We start from the raw sequence: 7209 nt of genomic DNA on the forward strand, positions 1-7209 counted from the left end.
CCGTGGCTCGGTCCTCGATCCCGTTCCTGGCTGGGGCGGTCGGTGAGATCGGTGTTCCGTTCTGCCGAGGGTTCTTTCCGAACCGCAGGAGCTGCCAGGCCAAGGTTCATCTCATGCCGCTCCACCTCTGCCTGTGCCTCCTGCGGCCAGCAGATTTGCTCATCGATCTGGGTTGCCTCCGGACGCAGCATATTTTTGACTACGGCCTCAACCCTGGCGCAAAACGCTCCGCACTTCGCAACCACTGCCGCCAGGTGCATCCGGTCGGACAGGCTGGGGAAGAAGTCCCGCCCGGATTCATACCCGTCACCCATGTTCGCCCGCAGGCCCATACCGAACCCATGGGCCGCTTCAAACACACGCTCTGCCCCTAACCTGACAGCCCGGATCAAAGGCCAAGGATCGGTTTGGGGATCTCCCCTCACGCGATCCAGCTCCAGAGCGCCCTCAGGAGGCTCGTAGGAGCGCCCTTGGACCTTGTGGCGGGCAATCTCCCCCTTGAGCATCAGAAAGTCGCTCAGGGCCTCTGTATCGCGTTCTGAGAGGTCCGTGTCCCGTATGGCATCCCACAGCCCCTGAGAGGGCGCTCTGACGCTCTCACGGGCCTTGTCCATGACCGCCCCATAGGTTTCCGGGGAAAGGTGCTGGCGCTGCGTGATTTCTTTCCGGGTGCCGCGCACGATTTCAGGGTCCAGATGCTCGCGGCACCAATCAGCCCAGGACGTCTGCAAGGCGGAGTATTCGTTCCGCTCGCCCGTGGCTTCCTTCAGCTCGCGCAGCGCCTTGTTGGTCGAGATCACCGGCTTGCCCCGGCTTTCCCGGACCGGGGAGACCAGAACATCGACCACGGCGCCGCCCTTCTCATCGAGATCGAGGCGGGTGGCGATCACCGATCCTTTGCCGCCCCAGCCCTCCGCCCATGCCTTCGCCTGGTCAAAGAGCTGGCGGTTACGCGGATTGTCGGGGTCGTGCAGGCTGCCGGCCTTTTCCACCCATTCCGGGGAGACCACGCAGATGGCCTGTAAGCAGAGCGGCGAGCCTTTCCGTTCGCCGGCCCCCAGCTCGGTCTTGTGGGCTTTGAAGGCGGCGAGATAGTCGCGGTCGTTCTCGGCCTTTGACCAGGCAAGACCGAAACCGGGTTCCGCATCATCCCGGACCCGCGCCTTGCCGGTTTCGTCGTGGCGCTGTGCATGGAGGGACGCCCCGCGAAGCTGGGCGATGGTGGTGAGCTTGTTGACGCGGATGGCTGCCTTGAACATGGGGCGGTGATAGCGGAGAGCGACAGAATTGTCATTTTAAATGACAACCCACTAGGCAATTCTCTCCGAGCCGCTCCGCTAATTGCCATGGGCCGGAGGCGCTGCGCCCTCCTGGACCTCCTGCTGTTCGCCCGCACGGCGGGCGACAAATCCCTGCCTTCCCCTGCCTGATGGTCGGCGATGTCAGTCAGGGATTTGAGGGTCGCCGAACCGTTCCGCAAAATCCGGCGGCAGCAGATGCCGTCGCTTTGGCGGCGTCCGCTCCCAGATTTCTGCATCGGTCAGGGTCTCGGTGCTGACCTCGTAATTCCCGCAGTCGAAGCGGGATGAGCAATCAGAGGGAACATTCTCGTGGCGGTCGTGAGGCATTTGTTTCCCAATCTGGTTATCGGAAGACCAAGCTGGCGGCGGTGGCCAAGCAGAACCATGCTTGAAAATGGATAATTATTATACCATATTTACGCATGGATTTTGAGTATGACCCCGCCAAAAGTGCTTCGAATCTGTCGAAGCATGGCATCGACTTCGAACAGGCGCAGGCCCTTTGGTATGATCCGTGGATGCTCGAAGTAACTGCCAAGACCGAAGGCGAACCGCGTTTCCTGTCGATTGGGAAGATCGGGGGAAGACACTGGGCCGCAGTCTGGACGCCGCGAGGCGAAGCGGTGCGGATCATCTCGGTGCGCCGCGCCCGGAAAGAGGAGATCGGATACTATGAAGGCAACTGAGTTCGACAAGAAGTTCGACGCTGGCGAGGACGTGAGCGATGCAATCGACTGGTCCCAGGCGCGCCGCCCGAACGACCAGCCCAAGCGCGTGAATGTAGATTTTCCGGCGTGGGTCGTTGAGGGCCTGGACAAGCAAGCTCGGCACTTGGGGGTGACGCGGCAGTCGCTAATCAAACTCTGGATTGCTGAACGGCTCCAGTAGGTTCTGCTGAATGAAGAAACTCGCATACCAACAACCTGGTAAACTCAGCGAGGCACTGGCGAAGCTCAACGACCTTGGTACGCCAGCCCAGCAGGTGACCACGGTGCCACTGCCGCAGGTTGGGTGGTCAGACGGTCTTGTCGAGGATCAGGTATCCGTCTTCGCGATATTCGGCGAGACTACCGTCGCCTAGGGACTTAGCGATGGTTTTGCCCTGATAGGTGAAGTCGAACTCACGCAGTTGGGCCCTTCCGTCTTTTACTTCTTAAATCGGTTCTCCACCTGAACCCATCCGCCAATGCCAAGGGTCAGCCCGATGAGGTCGGGTTCATGGCATAGGGCGCGCGACAGGAACTTGCTCTCTTTGCTCATTTGGCTGTGGAACCGTGTGTACATAGTCCAAAAATGGAAAGGAGAGGGTCTTTTCAGACCCTCTCCGAAGCACCTAAACGGTGTGAATTCCAAAAGGCCGTTGCCAGCCGAAGCAGCCGTAGCTGTACCCTTAGATATAACGTCTAAACGTTAAATATCAACTGCCAAGATCTTGTAAGTGCTTGATGATAAAAGAAGAAAATTTATGATTAAGATACGTTATTATTGATTTACTTGATTAGTTCCGTTTTTCTTGATTGCCTTGATTTCTTTGATTACCTTGATGGGGACAGATGTGGTCAACAGTCAGAGGAATTTTACGTACGTGGAGAGGGTGATGTCCGAATCTAGCCAAGGCGCTGCAGGTGCGCGTTCCAAGCGGTCTCCAACAGATCGTGGCGGGAACTTCTTTGCTGTAGACCGGGATGTCTGGGAGCGTTTGTGGGAGGTCGAGGCCACTAACCGGCTCAATTTCATTAGTGCCTATCTCGTTATGTCCGCTGGAACTGGCAGTGATCATCAGCTCTCGAAGTGGTCCACAAAGGCGTGCGAGCGTCATGTCGGTATCGGCAAGCCTAGAGCTAAGGTCGCTATCGATGAGCTCATAGAACATGGGTTTTCTGCTCACACAGAGCAGTCTTCAAGGGCATATCCTCAGTACAGGCTACAAGAAATCCCGTCGGATAGTGACCCGATTTTCCTGCCAGTGGGAATGGTGACGGGCTTGGCTGCGGAAGCGTCTCTGTTGCGCAGGGTGCGCGAGGTCGGAGATCCAATGCTATTGCGTATGTTGGTCGATCTCTACGGCTTGGTGCAGATCGATAGCACGTATGCGGTGCCTATCTCAGCACTGAGCCAAGTCGCTCCAGAGGACTTTCCTGCTCGTAAGGTCTTTGAGATTGGCGTTCACGCGATCTGGGCTTTGCGGTTGAGTGAGCGCCTCGTGGCTAGAGGTGATTGGACCAAGCCACATCATGCTAAGAACTGGACCGTTTTCTGGGATAGGTTGCGAACCCTCGAGGATATTGGAGCGATTTGGTACGAGCCTTGGGTCTATGAGAGCAGCGATCTGGACGCTGAACCTATGTTCCCGATTTCTATGCTGACATCGCACAGATCAAAAGTGGACCCTGATGCCTTACGTCTGACCAATGTTCTCCGAAACGCTGCAGAGACTCTGGCTGAGGATAGGACTTATCTAATTGAAATGTATTCAGAAGACATCTTGGTGCCTTTATCACGGCATCGAGGTATGCCTGGCATTAGAGGAGTTGCGCGTCTGAGAATTGAGGCCGACACACCTGGTCGCCGCCTTTCTTATCGAGAGCGGGCACGTCTTCTCGAAACATACGAATCTGGTTATGCGGCCTTGGCGCGTGAGGCTGCCATGGGGCAGTACAATCACCCTCTGAACACGCGGATGGCTGACTAGTCGTGGTCGAAAAGTAGAAAGTTATTGATGCCAAAAGACAAAGATCAAAGCGCCGAAGCCGAAGTGGATTCCAATTTCCCTTCAGAGGTCGAGCTCCTCGCAGCTGGCTATGTTCGGGCTAGTTTTCGCGAAAAGCCTGATGTTTCCGGCCTTGTTACAGCTGCAGGCCACCCGTTTCCTACGCATGAGGAGATTGTGAAGTCAGGCTATGTGCCTCTTAGCCGGAGAGCGGGAAGGCTGACGAGCCGTCCTCGCGTAAGCCAGATGTATTGGGTGGATTTCCCTCACGATGCTTATGCTCCTGAGTTTGAGAGGGAGCACCCTGGTATCATCGTTCGAGCAGCTAACAAGCTGCAGAACGATACTTGCATTGTTCTGCCGGTGACTAGCGCGGCTCAAAAGGCTGGGACCCATTTTCACCAGCTTGCAGAGAACCCCAATCCCAAGGGGCGGGATAGGGGGATCATCGCTTATGTCGTGTGTGATCACCTTTACACAGTGAACACGAATAGGTTGCGGCCCTTGGTGAATGCGAGGGGGCGACCGGTGTTTCCGAAGGTCGGGGCCAACGATATGACGGCTATCTTTCAGATTTTGGAGAAGGTTCTAAACCGCTCCTTCTGCACCGCTACACAGGCCGCACAGGCCGCACAGGTGGCACCTGTCCCAGAGATCAAAGAGCGACCCCAGCAACGAGACACTAAGAATGGCCGCCCCGTCTTGGGTTTGAGGAAACGCAGAGAAGGATAAAACGTCCTTAGCAGCCAGGATTGCTAGAGCCCAAAGAACTTCTTGAAGAAGCCTTTTGGACGCTTGCGGGAAGTCCGACGCATGATAGTAGAAACGTCTACGGCTTTCCTTTGGTTAGCTTCGCTTCCACGGCCACCACGAGCTGCGTTTTGGTCTGCTGTCTGCCAGAAGCGCCGTTACGCGGCTTTCAGAGCCATCCAAGCGCTTTCGCAGATCGCTGATTGTGTCGGCCATCTGGTCCTTTTGGGCTTCCAGCCCGTTGGCACGCTCACGCGCGACCGCCAGCTCTTTTTCTAGTTCAAGAACGCGGTCCAAGTGTCTGTTTGGATGGCTGTTTCCTCCCTGTTGCGTGTCGTTGCTTTGGGGGTGTTGCGCATCGCGTTGTATAGCGGCGGGCGGGAAGACGCGATGCAATTCTGATGGGTCGATCTCATATGAGCCACTGTTACCTTTTGCCGCTGAAATCTTTCCGTTTTTTATGGCTCTTTGGATTGTTGTCTTGTTTTTTCCGGTGGCCTTCGCAGCCTCGGATAGTGAGTATTTCATATCGTTGCGCCCTGTTTCTTATTGCCTGTTGCGCAACAGGTTATCGTGTTGCGGTCGCAACGCCAAGGAAACCTGATTGAAGCAGTGGGAAGCTCGGTTAACGCAGGCTACCCTGCTTCCCGCAGTAGGCCACAAAGGCAGCGCCTGAGTTTTTTGGAGGGTTTCCTTTGGTCGTTTCGCTCTTCGCGAATGAGAGCCAGTCGGAGCGCAGGGCGTAGTAGTCTCGGCCTTTCTCCCTAGCGATACCCCGTGCCTTGTCCTCGGCCCATTCCGGCAGTCGGATCTCGGGCAGGAGGTCGCTCTGCGGTGAGCGGGGGCGGAAGATCACCAGATCTTCGGCGGTCAGTTCCATGCGATAGAACGGCGTGTGATCGTCCTCGATGATCTGGCGGATGTTCAGCCGGAACTTCTTCAGGGGGGCATTGCTGCCGGTCTTTTCCTGAAGCTTGGCGAGGCCGATCTGCCACTTTGGCTGGCCTCCGCAATGCTTGCGGCCGATCTCATACAGGCGGCGTTCTAGGGGGCGGCGAAGGCGGAAATAGTCGTTCGAGATCGTCACAACCTCGTCCCCCTCGATCGCGCGCATCACCCAGTCGGACAGGATTACCTCGCAGTAGTCGAGCCGCCACTTGCCCTCTTCTTTCATGACGAAGCCGCTACCCGATTCCAGCAGGCTGAAAAAACGTGTCTCGCGCTTGTTTCCCGTCTGAATATCGGTCTGGAAGATCGTCCCGATGAGCCTCTGGAACGCTTGTTCCAGGCGTTGATACTCGACCCCACCCGTCTTGCGGTTGGTAGTGATCATCAGCTCACGGGCGCTGAAACGCACTCGTTTGCCGATTTTCTCGCCCCGGTTTTTTCGGTGCATGAGCTGGCTCACGCAGAAAATCAAAATGTCCTTATCGAAGATCGTGGGCAGACCGACCCCGGACGGTACGATTTTCAGCCGGTTGTCGCCACCGCGATATTCTAGGTGGCGCATGTCTGGCTTGGTGGCGAGCGAGAACAGTGGGTGCTCCATCGAGGCCATGTCGTCCTTCGGCACCACATCGGAAATGTCGAGGATGAAGAAATCCTTTTGGGGGTGTCTGTCGGGGAGCAGGGGCATCCATTCGCCTAGTTGGGTTCGTTATATCTGGAACCAGCATTGGACAGGACCGGCGGGCTCGTCAAGTTCGTTATATCAGGACCCGAATCTGAGGTGAAATTCGTTCGTTAGTTTCGGAACCCAAATTCGTTAGTTTCGGAACCCAAATTCGTTAGTTTCGGAACCCTGTGGATAATTTCATTTTTTTTTAACAGAAGGTTAGGAGCAAATTTTGGCCCCGTAACATACTCCGTAGGTAACACTATTAACACTAGGGGTCAGCGACCGTGGCTCGGTCCTCGATCCCGTTCCTGGCTGGGGCGGTCGGTGAGATCGGTGTTCCGTTCTGCCGAGGGTTCTTTCCGAACCGCAGGAGCTGCCAGGCCAAGGTTCATCTCATGCCGCTCCACCTCTGCCTGTGCCTCCTGCGGCCAGCAGATTTGCTCATCGATCTGGGTTGCCTCCGGACGCAGCATATTTTTGACTACGGCCTCAACCCTGGCGCAAAACGCTCCGCACTTCGCAACCACTGCCGCCAGGTGCATCCGGTCGGACAGGCTGGGGAAGAAGTCCCGCCCGGATTCATACCCGTCACCCATGTTCGCCCGCAGGCCCATACCGAACCCATGGGCCGCTTCAAACACACGCTCTGCCCCTAACCTGACAGCCCGGATCAAAGGCCAAGGATCGGTTTGGGGATCTCCCCTCACGCGATCCAGCTCCAGAGCGCCCTCAGGAGGCTCGTAGGAGCGCCCTTGGACCTTGTGGCGGGCAATCTCCCCCTTGAGCATCAGAAAGTCGCTCAGGGCCTCTGTATCGCGTTCTGAGAGGTC

The 7209-nt window shown here is 56.7% G+C and carries 10 protein-coding genes; 5 read left to right on the forward strand and 5 right to left on the reverse strand.

Going from position 1 to position 7209, the window contains the following annotated elements; genetic code table 11:
• Positions 1-1259, reverse strand: a 1259-nt coding sequence (locus A2I95_RS24125) for a hypothetical protein (protein WP_291733926.1), incomplete at its 3' end; no start/stop codon positions are given.
• Between the two features lie 183 nt (positions 1260-1442).
• Positions 1443-1628, reverse strand: a complete 186-nt coding sequence (locus tag A2I95_RS24130; protein ID WP_291733928.1) for a hypothetical protein — start codon at positions 1626-1628, stop codon at positions 1443-1445.
• Positions 1629-1723: 95 nt separating this feature from the next.
• Here A2I95_RS24130 and A2I95_RS24135 point away from each other — a divergent pair, with 95 nt between their 5' ends.
• The 5 genes from A2I95_RS24135 (at position 1724) to A2I95_RS42600 (ending at position 4743) form a co-directional block, all read left to right on the forward strand.
• On the forward strand, positions 1724-1987 hold the full coding sequence (locus A2I95_RS24135) for a BrnT family toxin (RefSeq protein WP_291733930.1): 264 nt from the start codon (positions 1724-1726) through the stop codon (positions 1985-1987).
• Positions 1974-2189, forward strand: a complete 216-nt coding sequence (locus tag A2I95_RS24140) for a CopG family transcriptional regulator (RefSeq protein ID WP_152453475.1) — start codon at positions 1974-1976, stop codon at positions 2187-2189. The genes A2I95_RS24135 and A2I95_RS24140 overlap by 14 nt, the downstream gene beginning before the upstream one ends.
• Positions 2190-2199: 10 nt before the next feature.
• Positions 2200-2382, forward strand: coding sequence for a hypothetical protein (locus A2I95_RS24145; protein WP_291733936.1), 183 nt, complete (start codon positions 2200-2202; stop codon positions 2380-2382).
• Positions 2383-2898: 516 nt separating this feature from the next.
• The gene (locus A2I95_RS24150) at positions 2899-3993 is read left to right on the forward strand and encodes a hypothetical protein (RefSeq protein WP_291733938.1); all 1095 of its coding nucleotides are present in this window, start codon (positions 2899-2901) and stop codon (positions 3991-3993) included.
• A gap of 264 nt (positions 3994-4257) precedes the next feature.
• Positions 4258-4743, forward strand: a complete 486-nt coding sequence (locus A2I95_RS42600; protein WP_367152433.1) for a type II toxin-antitoxin system PemK/MazF family toxin — start codon at positions 4258-4260, stop codon at positions 4741-4743.
• Positions 4744-4857: 114 nt separating this feature from the next.
• Here A2I95_RS42600 and A2I95_RS24155 read toward each other — a convergent pair whose 3' ends face one another.
• From A2I95_RS24155 to A2I95_RS24165, 3 genes are all read right to left on the reverse strand, one after another.
• Positions 4858-5289, reverse strand: a complete 432-nt coding sequence (locus A2I95_RS24155) for a hypothetical protein (RefSeq protein ID WP_291733940.1) — start codon at positions 5287-5289, stop codon at positions 4858-4860.
• 97 nt (positions 5290-5386) lie between these two features.
• Positions 5387-6397 (reverse strand): replication initiator protein A, encoded by a 1011-nt coding sequence (locus tag A2I95_RS24160; protein WP_291733942.1) that lies wholly within the window; start codon positions 6395-6397, stop codon positions 5387-5389.
• Between the two features lie 257 nt (positions 6398-6654).
• Positions 6655-7209 (reverse strand): hypothetical protein (locus A2I95_RS24165; protein WP_291733944.1); only part of this gene is annotated, 555 nt, incomplete at its 5' end.

The organism is Leisingera sp. F5 (assembly GCF_001593695.1).